Source organism: Brevibacillus composti (assembly GCF_016406105.1).
GTDB lineage: Bacteria > Bacillota > Bacilli > Brevibacillales > Brevibacillaceae > Brevibacillus > Brevibacillus composti.
On record NZ_CP066308.1, the window covers coordinates 3,775,006 to 3,791,712 of the forward strand.

A 16,707-nucleotide genomic window follows, 5' to 3' on the forward strand; every position below is an offset into this window, starting at 1 on the left:
AAGGCAACTCTTATTTATCCTGCACACTCAAAGTAGACATGTACTCGACCAAAGCTTTTACCTGCTGGTCATCCAGATTCAGGTTCGGCATCAGGTTGCCCGGCTTCACTTTCTCCGGATCTTTGAGCCAATCAGCGAGATTTTGTTCATTGTGCTCGAGGATACCTGCGATGAGGTGACGATCCGCGAAGTTGGTCAGGTTCGGCCCCAGTTTTCCACCTTTGCCAGCTACAGCGTGACAGCCCAAGCAGCTCTTGTTGAAAATTTGTTGCCCTTCCAAAGCCAATGCACTTGCAGGCGCAGCAGGTTCAGCCGCTTGCACGCCTTTCATTTTTTCAATCCAGCGCGCAAATTCGTCTTGTTCCATCACTTCGACTTTAAAGTCCATCAAAGCGTGAGAGGCACCGCAGAGCTCCGCGCACTTCCCGTAGAAAGTACCGGTTCTGTCCGCTTGCAGCCACATTTTGTTATCCAGGCCCGGGTTCGTGTCGATCTTGCCGCCGAGTGCCGGAATCCAGAATGCGTGCATAACGTCAGAAGACGTCAGGGTGAATTGAACCTTTTGTCCGACTGGCATCACGAGGTCTTGGGCAGTGGCTACGCCGAGATCCGGATACTCGAATTCCCACCAGAACTGGTGAGCCGTAACCCGCACTTGAAGCGCTTCATCGCTGTTGTATACCTTACCCAGCGAGAAACCGGCTGTAACAGTCGGTACCGCCATGATAATCAGCAGCAGGAACGGAATGACGGTCCAGATCACTTCCAGCGTATGGCTGCCTTCCACTTGTTTGGGAATGCCGGTTTGTCCAGGACGCTTACGGTAACGGATAAGGACATAGGTAAGGATCAGAATAACGACGACAAAGACCCCGGTCATGATGATGGTCGTCAGCTTCATCAAGTCGAATTGCATGGCGGCTACTGGCCCTTGCGGCTGAAGTGCCGAGAGCTCTTCTTTGCCACAACCGGTCAGCGCCAACGCCAGCAACCCAAACAGCAAAAGCTGACGCCAAGATTGTTGCCAACTCTTCATACCAATGAACCCCTCTTTCTTTCATGTTGATTACGCCATGCCACCGAGAGACGACACCAGCGCGTATTTCATACTCCTCCGACTGCCAAAAAATAGCCCTGGTTGCTACTTTCCATCCCCTATGATAACCAATAGAGTAAAGGAATAGCAACCTTGGCACACTGGCATATGCACGCAGGCACATGTATAAAAGGAGTAAGGGCCGCAGAAACCTGCTGTCTTGTAGGAGATAGCCCTTTCAGTATACATAAATTTATCTGGATATCGGAGGCCTTTTGTTATAATTCTGTTAACAAATTTATGAACATTTTCGCAAGATTCCAATCCTTCGCTTGTCATGAGCCGAATCGAGGTGCACGGCATGAAAAAGATGCCCGGTAGAATCAAAGAACGAACCGCCTTCATCACCGGCTGCTCCAGCGGGTTTGGCCTGTTGACAGCGGTCGCCCTGGCCCAGGTGGGCTACCATGTCATCGCCACCATGCGGGATCTGTCTCGCAGAGGCGGGCTGGACAAGCATGCCGCCGAGAGTGGTGTCGCTCACAAGCTGGAAGTCATCCAGATGGATGTGACGAAGCCTGATGAAGTGAATGCGGCCGTCTCCCAGGCCGTCGGACGCTACGGAAAAATCGACCTGCTGGTCAACAACGCGGGCTTCGCCAGCGGCGGATTCGCAGAGGAAGTAGAGCTGGATGAATGGCGGGAGCAATTTGAAGTGAACGTCTTTGGCCTGATTGCAGTCACGCGGGCCGTCCTGCCCCATATGCGCGCCCAAAAGTCCGGGACGATCATCAACATCAGCAGCATCAGCGGGAGGTTCGGCTTTCCCGGTCTCGCTCCCTATGCCGCCTCCAAACACGCGGTAGAAGGCTTCAGCGAATCCCTCCGGTTGGAGATGCTTCCGTACGGCATCCACGTCGTCTTGATCGAGCCGGGGTCGTACCGGACGGCCATCTGGGAAAAGGGACTGCAGAAATCGGCTTCGCCTGCCTCTTCTCCCTATGCCGCACAACAAAGGGCGCTCACAGCCAGGGTCGAGCAAATCGCGTCCAGCGCCCCCGCCCCGGATGAAGTGGTCAGGACGATCATCCGTGCTGCGACATCCCCGCGTCCGGCGCTCCGCTATCCGGTCGGCCGGGGCGTGCGCTTCTCCCTCCTGATGAAGCAGTGGCTCCCCTGGCGCTGGCTGGAGAGCATCGTGATCCAAAAAATGAGGCCGCCTCGTTCATGAAGCGGCCCTTTTAGTCGCCGGAGCCAGCGACGTCTTTTGGTCGGCGTGGGATACGTAGCTGTGCAGGACCATCCCGATCATCACGATCATCATCCCTACGCTGGAGACCAGAGACGGCAGCGCCGCCGAGAGAATCGCCACCTCCAGCAGGACGGCGAAGACCACTTCTCCTGCCTGTGTCGCTTCCACCGCCGCCAGCTGCACCGGATTGCCCTTGGCCAGATCGGTAGCCTGGAAAAAGACGACGGTAGCGATAATCCCCGAAGTCAGGGCGACCAGCAGGGATTGCGTAATCTGGCTCGCGCTCGGCATCCTGGCAGTGGCAGCGCCGAAACAGGCGAGCAAAAGCCAGCAGGGCAAACTGGCCAGCGTCATTCCCAGCACCCGCTGGTACGCGTCGATCCTGCCGCTGGTCAGCGCCATCATTTTTCGGTTGCCCAGCGGATAGGCAAATGCCGCGATCACGACCGGCAGGATCCCGTAGACGACTTCGGTTGTGCCCAGTTGCTTTGCTTCATGCAGTTGCATCAGGGCGACTCCGGCCAGGATGATCATCGACATGGCCAAGCCCTTGAGCGGGATTTTTTGCCCGAATAAAGGGACCAGGAGTGAGCCGGCGATAATCGTGACCTGCCACGTCCCGGCGATAAGCCAGCCCGGTCCGTATGCGGCGGCAAAGCTGAGCGGCCCGTAAAAAAGGCCAAAGCCGACGGTGCTCCAAAGCAGCCACTGCAGGGGCTGCGCCCGCATCTCCTGCCACAGCTCCGGCAGGTTCCGCCGCAGACCCACGATCGCCAGCAGGAAAGGAACCATAAAAAGAAAACGAAGCGACGCGCTCCAGATCCAGCTTCCTCCCTCCAATTCCATCGCCCTGTTCAGGACGAAGGTAAATGCGAAAAAAAAATGATGCAATCAGTCCAAGCAAGATGGCTTTCACTGCGACCCCTCTCTTCTCGCTGTCAGTTCACATATACTGAAGATTTTGTAATTTAGCATATCCAGAACAGCTTTCCCTGTCAAAAGAATAAATCTCGCGTCCAGTTCCCCCTCTTTCTTCCTTCCCGAACAGGCAGAGTGCTTTTTTCCAGCTCGTTTTGAAAGCAAATCACTGGACGTCCCCGTTCCGTAAACCGGTTTGAACTCGATCAAGACGGCAGATTCGGCCCGCGCACGCAGGTTCACGCAAAAAAGAACATGTCCCGGACGGGCATGTTCTTTTTGTGTCGAGCCAGTGCTTCCTATCCTTTTTCCGTGCGTCCGCTCTTGATCAGCCGGATGTGCTGCAGATGTTCCGCCACCCCTACCAGTATCGCGGCAAAGCCGGCCCCGATCGGCGTCACTCGCGCATCCGCAAACAGGATGCCGCTCAGCCAGACGATCAGGAAAGCCGCGATCAGATCAAGTGCTGTGCTCATCCAGAGCGTGCCTCGCCGGAGCAGAAGCAGCTCCAGCAGATGTCCGGCAATCGCAATCACAAGCCCCACACCGATAGATTGGTAGAGAGAGGCGTAGTTGACCTCGGGAAACAGCGCATCAGCCAGGATGACCAACAGCGGACCCGCGATGAGCTTGACGAGCAATCCGTCCACGGGCGTGAAACCTCCTTCGATCAGGTGTTCACAGTATGCCCGCAGGCCGGAACACTTACTCTTTCACCCGGTCTTGCCGAGAGATGTGAGAGATGCTTCCCACTGTCAGGCGGCTTCCTCCTGCCGCTGTTTCGGATATCCCAGCGTCACCAGCAAGCTGATCACGGCCAGCACCGCCAAGATGACAAAGACCTGATGCAGCCCGCCTGCCAGCAGCTCTCTGACTGTCTGCAAAAGCTCCGGCGGCAGCTGTCCCGCTTCATGCGGATTCAGGATTTTGTTGACGTCGATATTTTCCACACTTTGCGCCTGTCTGACCGACGCGTTCAGGAGCGTACCGAAGAGGGCGATTCCCAACGTCTGCCCCAATGTGCGGATAAACGAGTTGGTCGAGACGGCAACCCCGCGGAGATTCCAGGGAACGCTCAGCACGGCTCCGGTAAAGGACGTAAATGAAAGTCCAAACCCAAGTCCCACCAAGAATGTAATGCCGAATAACAAGAGGTGCGGACTGCTCGGCTGGATCGTCGCCAGCCAGGTCGTCGCCGCGATCAGAATCGCCACGCCAAAAAGCGAGGTCGTCCGGATGCCGATGCGTGCCAGGAGACGGCCGCTGATCGCCGCGCCAATCGGCCAGCCGACCGACATCGGGATGAGCGTCAGCCCGGAGCCGGTCGCCCCTTGGCCGTACACGCCCTGAATCCACAGCGGCAGGTAAAAGGAAACCGCCACCAGCACCGCCGCCAACAGAAAACCGGCGATATTGACGATGCTCATCGCACGCATGGAAAACAGGCCGAGAGGGACCATCGGCTCGGGCGACCTCTTTTCCACGTAGAGGAACAACAGGATGCCAAGAGCGGAAAAGACTAGCAGCCCCATAATCAGCGGCGAACCCCAGGGATGCTCCTGCCCCCCGCTCAACAGCGCGTACAGGAGCGCGGAAACACTAATGGTAAAAATCGAGGCGCCCGCGTAATCAATATGCTTGTTCACCTTCTCGATATGCTCATGCAGATACAGCCAGATCAACACGATCGAGACGATGCCAAAGGGAATGTTCATGTAAAAGATCCAGTGCCAGGAAACATAATCTACCAAAAGCCCCCCTGTCAGGGGGCCCAATATCCCGGAGATGCCCCAGATGCCGCTCATCCACCCCTGCACCTTCCCCCTTTGTTCAAAGGGGTAAATATCTCCGACAATCGTATAGGTAACCGTAATGATCGACCCTGCCCCCAAGCCCTGAAAAGCCCGGAACCAGATGAGCTGTTCCATCGTCTGCGCAAGGCCCGAGAGCGCCGATCCGATCAAAAAGAGAATCGCGCCGCTGGTGAACACGATTTTTCTTCCGAACAAATCAGCCAGCTTGCCAAAGATCGGGGTCGTGACGGCCGACGTGAGCAAGTAAATAGAAACGACCCAACTGATCAGATGCAGCCCTCCCAGATCACTGACGATCGTCGGCATGGCCGTACTGACGATGGTGCCCTCGATCGCCGCCAGGAAAGTGGCAATCATCACTCCTATCGTGACGTTTCGCTTGTTTGTTACTGGTTTCATTGCGCTTTCTACCCCTTTGCTTGTGACCTGCCTGCATCGGCAGCTTCCGCCCGGCGTTATGCTTGAATTGCTTTATGGTACGGGGACATGCAAAAAAAGTCAATGCAAAAACCTGCACCGGGCAAACACGATGCAGGTCGAAGCATGGCGCGAGTCGCGTATTTATTTTTGAGACGCTTCCGCATTTTGCAGGACATCGTCCGGCGCAAGCGACGGGTCCAGAAACTTCACATTGAATTTCTTCTCCAGCCCGATCAACCAATCATCCATATGTTTTTTGCGATTCTCTTTGTTCAGCTGCTTGACGATCTCCGGCCGCACCTGCTCCAGATCAGGCGCCGGATTGCCGAACTTGTCCTTGTTCTTTTCGTAGAAGGCTTGAATATCCTGCTCGCTGACCGGATACACCTTTTCGAACAGCTTGTCCCGCAAAAGAAGCGTTCGCACCGTTCCTCGGAAGCCCTCCTCGGTGTAGCCCTGATTTTTCAGGGTTTGCTCAAAGTTTTCTCTGGAACCGAGTTGCTCGATCAGTCTGTTCATCTCCTGATCCACTTCCGATTCATCGATCGACACGCCCTGGTCCTTGGCTTCTTCTACGACCATGTTGCGGCTGACGATCACGCCCAGCGTCTTTTTCCCATAGCTTTCTTTCATCTGTTCGTACAGCTCGGATTGGGTGATGTCGCCTCTGCTGCTGGTGACCAGAACAGGGTCATCCGCAGGCTTAAGGGCAACCCCCAAAATCACGAGAGCCAAAAGCAGAATCGCGATCGAAAGCATGGATAGATCGAACTTTTTCATCGTATGTCCTCTCTTTCCTCTCAAATCCCTTGTGCCATTATAATAGACACCGAGTGCGGAAGAAAGATGGAATCGCTTTTCACAAGCCTTCCACAATACCGAATTGGGCGAATTTTACATAAAGTACCTCGTAAACAAGGATGAGAGAACGGAGGCGATGACCGGTCCCAAGACGGCCCATATCTGCAAAAATCGCTCCTGCGCTCTGCCCTTGTCTCCTTCGATCAGATCGGTCAGCTTCTGCATATCGTGCTTGTCGTTATCCAGCATTTGCAAAATGATCTCTTTCTCTGTCGGTCCTCTTTTCAGTTCCAGTTCCGTCTGCAATTTCGTGATCGCTGTCAGCAATTCTGCCCGCGCTTCCTCCATCCGCTCCAGCCGATGCTCGATCCTCTCCAGCCATTTGGTCGCAACCGATATCTTTACTTCTAGTTTGTCGATTCTTTCTGCGAAACTGTCCAAGCGCTTATCCATTTGCCCTGCGCTGTCCCTGGGCTCATGCTGCTCCGGTGTCATGGCACCCACCTCCCCCGCTCCATACTACTTATATATGTTGGTGAGCGCGACTTGCTTGTACCGTTTACCCAATTTTTTTGAATTTGGCGGTATTCCATTCACTTAGGGCAGAAAACAGGTGACGGGAAAGCCGGTTTCGCCTCCGAAACGACCGCTTGCCGCCTGCTTCACTGAAATTACCAGATGCTTGTCGCTGTTTTCTCATAAAATCTGCGATTCCTCCGGACCATTTCTAGTATGATAGTGCTAGTGAACACCAAAGGGGGCTCTTTTTTGACACAGCGTATCGCCTGGATTACCGACAGCACCGCCTATATTCCGGAAGAATTGAGAAAGGCAGCCGACATCCATATCGTCCCTCTCGATGTGATCTTTGATGACGTCGCTTATCAGGATGGGGTGGATCTCAGCTCCGAAAAGTTGTATGAAAAAATCGAACATTCGAAAACCGTTCCCAAAACCTCGCAGCCGGCCATCGGCAAGTTCATCGAACTGTACGAACAACTGGCGGAAGCATATGACTGCGCCATCGCGGTTCACCTGTCCAGCAAGCTGAGCGGTACCTATCAGACGAGCAAAGCAGCCGCGGCCCAGTGTGAATTTCCGGTCGAAGTGGTCGATTCGCAGATCGTCTCCTACCCGATCACGACCTTGCTCGGCAAAGGCCTCGCGCTGGCAGAGCAAGGGATGGACTACCGGGACATCGCCGAGACCTTGCGGCGGGAAGCGAGCAAAAACGAAAACTACATCGTGATCGGCAAGCTGTCCCAGCTCCACAAGGGCGGCCGCCTGTCCAACGCGCAGCTGATCCTGGGCACGCTGCTCCAGATCAGGCCAATCTTTTGCATCAAAAACGGCGCAGTGGAGCTGTTTGAAAAAGTGCGTACCGAAAACAAAGCCTATCGGCGGATCATGGAGCAGTTGGATCGGGCCCGTTCGATGCACCGCGTGTCGCAAGTGGAAATCCTGCATGGCAACGTCATCGAAAAAGCCCTGGCGCTCAAAGAACAGATCAAGAGCAAGCACCAGGATGTCGAGGTGCTGGTCTATCCGCTCAGCCCCGTACTCGGCGTACATGGCGGCCAGGGAACAATCGCTCTCACTTGGACGAATGAACCGCAGTCGTAACTGTTTCGCAGCCGCAGCTTTCGATCCCGCCGTAGCTTTCTGGCGAAAAGACGGCAAAAGGCACCGCTCACGTGGAGTCGGTGCCTTTTTTATTTCCGATTGGATGGCAAGAGCGGACTTTAGGCGAACGGACGGACGGCCTGCAGCAAAAAGCGGTGGCTGGGGACGTCGAGATAGCCGTCCTTCTCGATCCGGCCCTGCAACTCCCACAGGCCGTCGGCGTATCTCTCCAAGGTAAAATCGGGAATTTGCCAGGGCACGGCCCGCAGGTAGTAGACCACCGCCCCCACGTCGTAGAACCGCGTCGGTACCATCTCCTCGCGGCAATCGGTCAGGACAAGCCCGGCTCTCTCCAACTGCTCGGCCGCATAGCGGGCATTCCAATGCAGGTATTCCTGCGGGATCGGCGCCCCCAGCAAGCGATTAAGCAGGAGATCGTTCTCCCCGCCTACCTGCTGCGTCAGGAAGGTGGCTCCTTTTCGGGCGATGCGGAATACCTCTCCTGCATCGAAAGATTCGTGCCGATTGATGATCAAATCGAAGGTTTCATCGGAAAAGGGCAGGGTGTCCTCCCCGTCCGCTTCGACCACGGTAACCCCCAAAGGCTCCAGGCGCTCCCTGGCGATTACCACATTCGGCTGATAACCCTCCGTGGCATAGGTTTGTTCCGGGAGCGGCCGCAGCATGGCGAGAAATTCACCCCCGCCCGTTCCCATGTCCAGCAGTGCTTGCGCCTCCGGCAATTTGCGCTGGACCAGGCTGGTGTAGTTCCAGCCGAGCGGCGCTTCCTGCAGCCGCCCCGTCTTCTTCACATAGGAAAAATCCCAGCCCGCAAACGGGACCTCCGTCTCCCGGCGCAGCCATTCCAACCATGATGCTTTCTCCAATTCTCTATCTCCTCTCTTGGCAAATGGAAATTACCCTTGTCTCCCGCCACCCCGAGGGATGTCTTCGCTTGAGCTCGGCGCTTTCTCTTAGTGGGGGTTTTATGCCGGTATCCCTCCAAGAGGACGGAATCGCGATGACATGCCAGCGGCGTACCCGGTTGCAAGAGACAAACTTTGGATAATTTTACAACAACCTGCTCGGTTAGAATAGATGTGAGTGCTTGTTCGTTACAAAAAAGTGGCAGCATATGGGAAAAGCATGGACGATGGAGAAAAGAGAATCACTGGTTAAAAAGGAGTGGAAAATAAGCGGGAGCCGCCGTTACCTGGCGGTTTTGCGGTTGTCAACGAATATTTCACGGTGCTACTATTTTGTTATCGGTAATAACTGTAACGTAAACCTTATTTTTTAACTTTGACGGATTTACGGAGAAAATGATAAAACACCAGCACCGTGTTGGTAGCACCATGCCGGTGAAGTGCAGCAGACGGTTCCCACTGGGGATCAGCTCAGGCTTAATCGAAAAACGGACGAAACGACCGCCTTAGCCAGCCATAGCACAAGGGCGGTCGTTTCTTTTGGTCAGAGCAGCAACGATTGTTACGACGAGACTCAACAGCGCGACAATAAAGCCGCGGGCGTAGGGGGGATGGACGTGAGATTGAAATCGGGATTGACGTTCTTAGTAATCGTTACTCTTTTTCTCGTTGTAGGTATTTACAGTAACCAAGAACGTTCTCGTTTGGTTTTCTCCGGCGAAAGTGAGCATTGGAAGGGAAACTTTAGAATTACAGGAGATCAACCATGGGTTGATCAAGAACTAACTTTGACATTTATAGGGCCTAACGTTCCTTTAGATAGTGACATACATTTTTCTTTTACATCTCCCTTCGGCGGTGGAGAGGTAAAGGGAGCCAGACTAAAAAAAGATCAAACCGTTACCTTCATCGGTGGTGGCACCGGAGCAGATCTATATCGAGGTCCAGATGAAGAAGTCAGGGTAATGATTCATTGGGAGGGGTTCCAAGAAGTTGTGGTGCTAAAAAATATAAAATAAAAAAGCGAGGGGACGCCCCCTCACTTATAAACCTTCTGACTCAGTTTTGGTCATTGGTGCCCGCTCTTTCGTACGCTTCAACCCAAACCCAAGTGTCCCCGTTGAAATAGCTGGAAAAATTAGTCGGCGGTCTTTGCGGTCAAATCGCTTATTTTTGCTTTCGCTTTTTGGCCGCGAGCAGCCTGTTAATGGTCTCGCTCTGTGGGTCGGCGGAGTTGGCGGAGTTGGCGGAGTTGGCGGAATTGACAGAGTTGGCGGAGCTGGTGTCCCCTGAGCGGTCGGCAGTTGATCTGCCGACTGGAGACAAGCCTGGCTTCCCGCCGGAATCAGCCCGCCGGGTCGCCGCCCGGCTCCCCTCTCTCCCGCTATCCGGCATGGGTGCAGCGGACGGCTGAGACCGCTGGCTCCGCTTCTCGCCGAGGCGGGACAGGACTTCGGCTCTTTCCGTAGGCTCGGCCACTTTCCCTGACCTTCGCTTGCGGAACCAGGCATACACCCTCGCCCGCCACTGATCCGGCAGCTGCAGCCGGCGAGCCGCTACATCCAGCGGCCACAGGAGAGCCGCCAGCATCAGCAGCCACTCCCCGATGGGCTGCGTCTCCCATTTGGACGGGAGATTGCCGGAGAAGACCTCTTCCGGTCGGGAGATTCGCGTCCCTCCGCCTGTGGCGAGCCACTCCTCCATCCGCTGCTCTCCCCCCTGCTGCAAGCCGAACTCGGGCGAGTAGGAGACGCTGAGCCCCGTCGTTTGCCCGGCGACGACCTGGCCGTTTGCTTTTTCCGACACCTGGATCAGATAACTGCCCGGTTCGGCAGCCTGGAAGCTCCCCTCCAGCACGCCGGGGGCAATTGGCTTGAGGCGCACCGTTTCCCTTTGCATGGCTTGATTGACGACGACGGCCTCCAGCTCTGAAGGCAGCTTCTCTCCCTTCGGCAGCGAGACGGTCACCGCTCCACGAGAGCCGTCGAGCCTGGTCTCTACCTGCCAGCGGCCGGGCGTGACCTGAGGCAGCGTCCAGCCGACGATATCCGTCCAGAGTCTGCTGTTTCCCGGCCAGGCGACCCAGTCCGGCGCCCACTTCCCTTCGAGATCGCTGGTCCAGGCGACCGCGCGGCCCAATCCGTACTGCCAGCGGCTGAGAATCGGATCGGCGTCCTGACTGAGCAGGAGCACCTCGGCCGTCTGTTTGATCGTCGCAGCCACATACGCCCGCATGAGCGGCAGCGGCTGGCGCAGGGCCGCCCAGTCGGCAGAGCCGGTCCGGCCCGGCACCTGCGGTTTTTCCACGATAAAGGTGCGGCTGGCGAGCGCCGTCTCTTTGCTGAAAATCTTGGGGATGGAGGCGGCGTCACCCGCAAAATAGTACCGTCCTTTTCCCCACTTGGCGATCTCCTCCAACAGGCCAATGTCCGCGTCATCACCCACAGCGACCGTGGAGACCGTAATGTTTTCGCCGGAGAGCTGCTGAAGCAGGCCCTGGTAGTCGTCGTCTCTTCCGGACTGTCCGTCTGTCAGGAGAATGATGTGTTTCCGCTTGGTTTTCATTGTTTTGATCCGCTCGGAAGCCATCAGCAGGGCAGGAAAGATATCGGTGCCGCCGTCGGCGAAAATCCGCCCGATCTGCCCTTGGATTTCGCTGCGCTTGGCTACTTTTTGCGGCGGCACTACTTCCCAGGGCATCCCGTCAAAGGCGATGACGCCGATTTCATCCTGGGGACCCAGCATGGTGGTGGCACGGATCGCCGCTTCCTTGGCCAGCTCCATTTTATCGACGCCGTAGGCATCGGCTGACATGCTCCCGGATTTGTCGATGACCAGCATCAGCCCGAGGGACGGCAGCTCCTCCTTTCCGCGCAAATCCATATGCACAGGGAGCGCCTCCTCGATCGGCGTTTGAAACCAGCCGCCCATCCCGAAACCTTCGGAGCCGCCCGTCATGATCAGCCCGACCCCGAGATCCCGCACGGCGGTTCGGATCCGCTCCATGTCGGCTTCGCTGATACTCGTAGCCGACAGGTCGGCCAGCACGATGGAGGCGTACTCTTTGTAGCCGTCCAGCTCTTTCGGCAACAGCGCCGCTTCCTTTACATCCACCTGAATCTCTGCCGCTTCAAGGGCTCCGACGAGATTCTGCGCGGCCCCGGGATGACCCTCGAGCACCAGGATCTTAGGCGCTCCGGCCACTTGCGTATAGGCAAAAGCCTGGTTGTTCGCCTGGACGGTATCCTGCTCGGGCTCAATTTCCACCCGGTAGCGGTGAAAACCCTCGCTGATCGCCTTTTGGCTGAAGAGATAGCGGTTTTTGCCCTTCTCCACCTGCACGACCAGCGCGCCCGCCTCCCGATTCCCCTCGTAGAGCCGGAGCGTGGCGCGGGTAGCCAGCGTGCTGTCCACGTCTACCTTCATCGTGTATTCCTCACCGGCGTACAGCCGGTCCGGCACCTGCACAGCGCTCAGGACCACCTCCGCCCCTTGGGGTTGTTCGAACAGGGCGCTCTCGACGACGATGCCCCGCTCTCTTGCCAGCTTCACTTCGCGGGCAGTATCTCCCTCGGTGTCCAGTCCGTCCGTCAGCAGCACGATTTTTCCCCTGGCCTCGCTGGGGATCATCGCCTGCGCCAAGCGGATCCCCTCGGCGAGGTTGGTGGCGTGCCGATTCACCTCCACGCCTACCGCCTGCACCTGCCCGTTTATCGTGAGCGGCTGGTCTACCGCAGCACCGGCTCCCGTCGCCACGATGCCGTACTGATCCTCTGCCCGCTTGTTTTCGACGGCTTTTTTCATAAAATCCAGCAAATGCGCATCGTCCTTGATCGACGCCGAGCGGTCATAGACAAATACGACCGTCTCCGCACGGACGGGATAAAGCAGCTGGATTCCGGCCAACGCCAAGATCAGCAGGCAAAAAACGGCTGTCCGAATGGCGACGATGACGCTTTTGCGGCTGACTGGCATCTGGTGCTGCCCGCGCCACCATTGGATCACCGCGAAGATGGCCGGGAGGAGCAGCAGCAGGAGCCACGGTTGTTGTACGTCAATACCCACGTCGATACACCCTCCATTCCGCAAACACAGCCAGGAGCGCGAACGCAGCGAGCCAGTAGGTCAGCTCCTGCACGCCGGTCGTGCTCGGCGCTTTTCCCGTCCGATCATCATCCGGTGATCTGCCTGTTTGGTCCACTCCACCTGTTTGCCCCTCTCCACCAGCTCCCGGGCCATCCGGCTGTCCGCTTGCCGCACGCAGCGTCCGCGGAGCAATGTCGGACTCCGACTCGCTCATGTGGACGGCGAAATATCTCACCGCGGGCGGATCGGACGGACCCGTCTCTTCGGTCAGGCGGTACAGTCCCGTCTGCTCCGGCACCGGGTACAGCCAGGTCGTTCCTTGTGCTTCCGGAGTATGCGTGCTTCCGTCGGGCAGAGTCAGCGTCCTCTTCGTCGCGCCGGGCGTCAGCGGGATAGCGAGTGCGTCACCCGGCTGAGCGGGACCGATCGGGACCGTCTGACCTGCCGATAGCCGGGCCACTGCGTTTTGCATCAGGATCGGAAAAGCCGGCCGCAGCGGCAGGTCGGAGTCGTGCAAGTCAAAGCCGATGATCACGGCTTTTCTGCCCGCCAGCGTCCCTGCCGCGATCAGCTCCGTCTCACCTGCCCGTACCAATGGGCGCATGCCGGGTATCGCTCCCCAGACAGCGGTCTTGGCTACGTGGACATCTCGCCAGTCCACGTATTTCATCAGCGGATCGCCCTGCTGCAGCACTTCCGGACTCCCCGCTACATCCGCTATTCCCTGATACGGGAACCAGCTCGTCTGTTGATGGGGGGCGATGAGCAGAATATTGCCCTCCGGCAGCTTCTCCGGCACGATCCCGTCAAAAATCCACAAATCTGCCGCGCCGCTGTTGGTTGCCGGAGGCTCGCTTACGGTCTCCACTTCCATCTGCCCCACCGTTTGCAGGGCCTGGTGCAAAAAGCGATTGCCCGCCGGACTGACGAGCACGGCACGCCCTTTGCCGGAAGCATAGGGGACGCTCCAGCTCACATCGTCTTCGGCAAGGCTGTCCGCATCCGCATCAATCACGGCCCTGTACGCGGAAGCGGCGGGCAGACGCTCGAACGTCACCGTCTGGGAGGCCCCTCCGTCCACGGAAAACGTATCCACGTCAAGCAGCTCCTGGTCCAATCCGTAAATCGAGATCCTTCCCTGCTGCGGCTGGGTGCCGTAGTTGTCGATGCGCAGCAGCCCTTCCGTCCCCGCTGCTCCCGCCTGTGTCACGAAAGCGCCGATGGCCGCATTCTCTTTTGCATGACCCGCCGGATAGAACCGGAAGGGACCCGGAATCGAGATGAGCCCGGCCTGCTCCTGCAATTCTTCTCCGCCCCCGTCGCCAAACCACATCACGCCGCTGCCCGCTTCGGTGGCCGCAATCGCTCCGGCAAGCGACAGGGCTGCTCGCTGATCGGCCGAGCCGGGTCTGGGCCGAAGCGAGTCCAGCGCCCCCAGCACCGCCTGTTTGTCCGAGCTGCGGGACAGCCATATCTTGGGTTCCCGCCCCGCTTCGATTAAGGTAACCGCTTGTCCGCTGCCCAGCTGCTCCACCAGGCTCCGCGCTTCTTCAACCGCACGGGCAAAGCGCGTTTTTTCGCCGTCCTGGTCAGCCTCTCTGGCCAGCATGCTGCCGGAGGTGTCGATGACCAGAATCGCATGTTCGGCGATCACGCCCGCCGCGGGTACAGCCGGTCGGAGCAGGGCCAGCACCAAGAGGATGGCGGCCAATAGTTGAAGCAGCAGGAGCAAATTGCGCTGCAGCTTTTCCCAGGGCCGAACCGCCTCCCAGCTCTGCAGGGTGCGCTGCCACAGCAGTGTGCTGGGCACCTCTACGTCCTGCACCTTTCGCTTCAGCAGGTAGAGAGCGACGATCGCCGGGACGATGAGCGCAAAACCCAGGTTGCCTAAAGCCATCCACTGCATCAAAGCTCCTCCTTCCTAGCGAATCATGCCCGCCTGCCGGAACACCCGAAAGACGACATCTTCCAGCGGCATTTGGGTTTGCACATCGAGCACGGCCATGCCCCTCCGGTAGGCAAACTGCGCCAGTTCCGCCTGATAATCGCGCACGGCCTTGCGATACTCGTCGATCAGGCCGCGGGTAACCGATATCTCTTTTCCCTGACGGGTCTCACTGTCGATGAGGCGAAGTTCTCCCTGATAGACAGGCTCCCTCTCCTCCGGGGACAAGAGCTGCACCAGCGTCACATCCTGCCGTGTCGCCTGCAGATAAGCAATGCCGGCCTCGTAGCCCGCATCGAATAAAAAGTCGGACAGAATCAGCGAGATACCCGGCTTTCCATGAACCGCCCCGGGGGCGCGCAGCGCTTTTTCCAGATCGCCGGCACGGCCTGCGGTCAGCGAAGAGAGGAATTGAAAGAGCTGTGCTGCTTTGTTTTTCCCCTGCAGGTTCCGCAGGGACGCGACGATCTCCTGATCAAATGCGTAGACGGAGACGTAATCCAGATGGCAGAGAGAGATGTAGCCGAGAGCGGCGGCCAGCTGCACGGCCCGCTCCAGCTTGGAAGGCTCGCCGTATGCCATCGAGGTGCTGCAGTCGATGTACAGGGTGACATGCAGCTCCTGTTCATCGAGAAATTTTTTGACGAACAGCTTTCCCGACCGGCCGTAGGCATTCCAGTCGAGCTGACGAAGGTCGTCTCCGGGGGCATACGCCCGGTAGTCGGCGAATTCCAGCGAGCTGCCCGTCTGCCTGGATCGGCGCTTCCCTGCCTGTGTGCCGCTCGCCATCCGCCTGCTCAGCACTTGCATGCGCTCCAGCCTGCTGAGCCAGGCCGGGTCCAGCAGATGCCCGCTCATGCCCGCGCGTGCCCCAATCCGGCCAAGATCTCCTGAATAATCCGGTCGGGGCGGATGCCGTTTGCCTCCCCTTCGAAATTGAGGAAAATCCGGTGGCGCAGGGCAGGCAGTGCGACCGCCTCAATGTCGTCGTAGGCGAGATTGAAGCGCCCGGCGAGCAAGGCTCTCACCTTGGCCAGCGCCACCATCGCCTGCACGCCGCGCGGACCCGCACCGGTGCGCACATAGCGGTTCACGGACTCTGTCGCCCCCTCGCCCGGATGCGTGGCCATCAGCAATTTCACCGCATAACTCAGCACCGAATCGGCGACCAGGATGTCCCGGGCCGCTAGCTGAATGTCGGCGATTTCACGTGGGGAGGCTACCTTTTCCACGGCTGCGGACTGTCCGGAAGTCGTGCGCAGCACGATCTCCTTCAGCTCCGCCTCAGTCGGGAAGGGAACCTCGATTTTCAGGAGAAAGCGGTCCATCTGCGCTTCCGGCAGCGGATAGGTGCCTTCCTGCTCCAACGGGTTTTGTGTCGCCAGGACAAAGAACGGATCGGGCAGCTCCCGAGTCACGCCCCCCGCCGATACGGTCCGCTCCTGCATCGCTTCCAGCAGGGCGCTCTGCGTCTTGGGCGTGGCCCGGTTGATCTCGTCTGCCAGGACGACATGAGCAAAAATCGGTCCTTTTTGGAACTGAAAGGACTGCTGGCCCTTCTCGTCCACGCGCAAAATATTGGTTCCCGTAATATCGGCAGGCATCAGATCCGGCGTAAACTGAATGCGCTGAAAGCTCAGTTCAAAGGCTTGGGACAGCGTCTTGACCAGCAGGGTTTTGCCCAGTCCCGGCACCCCCTCCAGCAGCGCGTGCCCCCCGGCAAAGACGGCCCACAGCAGTTGGTCAACCACATCCCGCTGGCCGACCAGCACTTTGCCGATTTCCTCCCGCACCTGTTCCACCCGGTGGAGGCATTCTTCCCATGCTTGTTGTGTCATGTGCTCACGTCTCCTCACTCGTACTTGCTCGGGTGCTCCCCGATTCCC

General features: G+C 57.8%; 14 protein-coding genes. 3 read left to right on the forward strand and 11 right to left on the reverse strand.

Annotated elements, in window-relative coordinates:
* Positions 1-10 precede the first annotated feature (10 nt).
* The gene (coxB, locus tag JD108_RS19000) at positions 11-1,036 is read right to left on the reverse strand and encodes a cytochrome c oxidase subunit II (protein ID WP_198827520.1); all 1,026 of its coding nucleotides are present in this window, start codon (positions 1,034-1,036) and stop codon (positions 11-13) included.
* A gap of 361 nt (positions 1,037-1,397) precedes the next feature.
* On the opposite strand from coxB, the gene JD108_RS19005 reads away from it, so the two are divergent.
* Positions 1,398-2,267: an SDR family oxidoreductase gene (locus JD108_RS19005; RefSeq protein WP_228728208.1), complete on the forward strand. Its 870-nt coding sequence runs from the start codon at positions 1,398-1,400 to the stop codon at positions 2,265-2,267.
* Here JD108_RS19005 and JD108_RS19010 read toward each other — a convergent pair.
* From JD108_RS19010 to JD108_RS19030, 5 genes are all read right to left on the reverse strand, one after another.
* Complete coding sequence (locus JD108_RS19010) at positions 2,262-3,134, reverse strand: DMT family transporter (protein WP_198827521.1); 873 nt, start codon at positions 3,132-3,134, stop codon at positions 2,262-2,264. The two genes, JD108_RS19005 and JD108_RS19010, sit on opposite strands and share 6 nt — an antisense overlap.
* Before the next feature lie 371 nt (positions 3,135-3,505).
* Positions 3,506-3,856, reverse strand: a complete 351-nt coding sequence (locus JD108_RS19015) for a DUF2512 family protein (RefSeq protein ID WP_198827522.1) — start codon at positions 3,854-3,856, stop codon at positions 3,506-3,508.
* A gap of 105 nt (positions 3,857-3,961) precedes the next feature.
* On the reverse strand, positions 3,962-5,419 hold the full coding sequence (locus JD108_RS19020; protein WP_198827523.1) for an MDR family MFS transporter: 1,458 nt from the start codon (positions 5,417-5,419) through the stop codon (positions 3,962-3,964).
* A gap of 162 nt (positions 5,420-5,581) precedes the next feature.
* Positions 5,582-6,220 (reverse strand): SurA N-terminal domain-containing protein, encoded by a 639-nt coding sequence (locus tag JD108_RS19025; protein WP_198827524.1) that lies wholly within the window; start codon positions 6,218-6,220, stop codon positions 5,582-5,584.
* Positions 6,221-6,334: 114 nt separating this feature from the next.
* A complete protein-coding gene (locus tag JD108_RS19030; RefSeq protein WP_198827525.1) occupies positions 6,335-6,736 on the reverse strand; it encodes a hypothetical protein in 402 nt (133 codons plus the stop codon).
* A 273-nt stretch (positions 6,737-7,009) separates the two neighbouring features.
* Here JD108_RS19030 and JD108_RS19035 point away from each other — a divergent pair, with 273 nt between their 5' ends.
* A complete protein-coding gene (locus JD108_RS19035) occupies positions 7,010-7,864 on the forward strand; it encodes a DegV family protein (protein ID WP_198827526.1) in 855 nt (284 codons plus the stop codon).
* Positions 7,865-7,983: 119 nt separating this feature from the next.
* Here JD108_RS19035 and JD108_RS19040 read toward each other — a convergent pair whose 3' ends face one another.
* Positions 7,984-8,751, reverse strand: coding sequence for a class I SAM-dependent methyltransferase (locus tag JD108_RS19040; RefSeq protein ID WP_198827527.1), 768 nt, complete (start codon positions 8,749-8,751; stop codon positions 7,984-7,986).
* 656 nt (positions 8,752-9,407) lie between these two features.
* On the opposite strand from JD108_RS19040, the gene JD108_RS19045 reads away from it, so the two are divergent.
* Positions 9,408-9,809: a hypothetical protein gene (locus JD108_RS19045; protein WP_198827528.1), complete on the forward strand. Its 402-nt coding sequence runs from the start codon at positions 9,408-9,410 to the stop codon at positions 9,807-9,809.
* 148 nt (positions 9,810-9,957) lie between these two features.
* Here the strand turns inward: JD108_RS19045 and JD108_RS19050 are convergent, their stop codons facing one another.
* Genes JD108_RS19050 through JD108_RS19065 form a run of 4 tightly spaced genes read right to left on the reverse strand, consistent with a single transcriptional unit; the run spans position 9,958 to position 16,659 of the window.
* Complete coding sequence (locus JD108_RS19050; protein WP_198827529.1) at positions 9,958-12,855, reverse strand: VWA domain-containing protein; 2,898 nt, start codon at positions 12,853-12,855, stop codon at positions 9,958-9,960.
* Positions 12,845-14,782 carry a vWA domain-containing protein gene (locus JD108_RS19055; protein WP_198827530.1) on the reverse strand — a complete coding sequence of 646 codons (1,938 nt, stop codon included), beginning with the start codon at positions 14,780-14,782 and terminating at the stop codon, positions 12,845-12,847. Before JD108_RS19055 ends, JD108_RS19050 begins: the two co-directional genes overlap by 11 nt.
* Before the next feature lie 15 nt (positions 14,783-14,797).
* On the reverse strand, positions 14,798-15,679 hold the full coding sequence (locus JD108_RS19060; protein WP_198827531.1) for a DUF58 domain-containing protein: 882 nt from the start codon (positions 15,677-15,679) through the stop codon (positions 14,798-14,800).
* A complete protein-coding gene (locus JD108_RS19065) occupies positions 15,676-16,659 on the reverse strand; it encodes an AAA family ATPase (RefSeq protein WP_198827532.1) in 984 nt (327 codons plus the stop codon). Before JD108_RS19065 ends, JD108_RS19060 begins: the two co-directional genes overlap by 4 nt.
* Positions 16,660-16,707 lie beyond the last annotated feature (48 nt).

Excerpts from the sequence above, each read along its gene's own strand:
- coxB (WP_198827520.1), bottom strand. The coding sequence starts at position 1,036 with ATGAAGAGTTGGCAACAATCTTGGCGTCAGCTTTTGCTGTTTGGGTTG.
- JD108_RS19005 (WP_228728208.1), top strand. The coding sequence starts at position 1,398 with ATGAAAAAGATGCCCGGTAGAATCAAAGAACGAACCGCCTTCATCACC.
- JD108_RS19010 (WP_198827521.1), bottom strand. The coding sequence starts at position 3,134 with ATGGAATTGGAGGGAGGAAGCTGGATCTGGAGCGCGTCGCTTCGTTTT.
- JD108_RS19020 (WP_198827523.1), bottom strand. The coding sequence starts at position 5,419 with ATGAAACCAGTAACAAACAAGCGAAACGTCACGATAGGAGTGATGATT.
- JD108_RS19025 (WP_198827524.1), bottom strand. The coding sequence starts at position 6,220 with ATGAAAAAGTTCGATCTATCCATGCTTTCGATCGCGATTCTGCTTTTG.
- JD108_RS19030 (WP_198827525.1), bottom strand. The coding sequence starts at position 6,736 with ATGACACCGGAGCAGCATGAGCCCAGGGACAGCGCAGGGCAAATGGAT.
- JD108_RS19055 (WP_198827530.1), bottom strand. The coding sequence starts at position 14,782 with ATGCAGTGGATGGCTTTAGGCAACCTGGGTTTTGCGCTCATCGTCCCG.
- JD108_RS19060 (WP_198827531.1), bottom strand. The coding sequence starts at position 15,679 with ATGAGCGGGCATCTGCTGGACCCGGCCTGGCTCAGCAGGCTGGAGCGC.
- JD108_RS19065 (WP_198827532.1), bottom strand. The coding sequence starts at position 16,659 with ATGACACAACAAGCATGGGAAGAATGCCTCCACCGGGTGGAACAGGTG.